This window comes from Bacillus sp. SIMBA_026, assembly GCF_046535335.1.
Classification (GTDB): Bacteria; Bacillota; Bacilli; order Bacillales; family Bacillaceae; genus Bacillus; species Bacillus velezensis.
This window is the reverse complement of record NZ_JAWRWX010000221.1, coordinates 1-266: the sequence shown is the minus strand read 5'-3', so window position 1 is coordinate 266 and position 266 is coordinate 1. Positions and strand designations below refer to the sequence as shown.

Below are 266 nucleotides of genomic sequence, written 5' to 3'. Positions count from 1 at the left end.
CACCGTGTCGTCGCCATCGACCGCGGTGATGCGGTCCGCGCCGCCGCCCGCAAGGACGAGGTCGTTTCCGCTGCCCGCGTCGATGGTGTCGTCGTTCTCTCCGGCGTCGATCCAGTCGTTCCCGGCGCCGCCGCGGATGCTGTCGTTGCTGGTTCCCGCGATGATGCTGTCATCGCCGCTGCCGCCGTCCAGAAGGTCCTCGTTGCCGCCCCCAGCAGCGTGTCGTCGCCCGCCCCGCCATAGAGCGTGTTGGCGTTGGTGCCGCC

At 70.7% G+C, this 266-nt stretch carries 1 protein-coding gene; it reads right to left on the bottom strand.

All coding sequences use genetic code 11. The features are described 5' to 3' along the window. Positions 1-266, bottom strand: a 266-nt coding sequence (locus SB847_RS21265) for a calcium-binding protein (RefSeq protein ID WP_410578627.1), incomplete at both ends; no start/stop codon positions are given.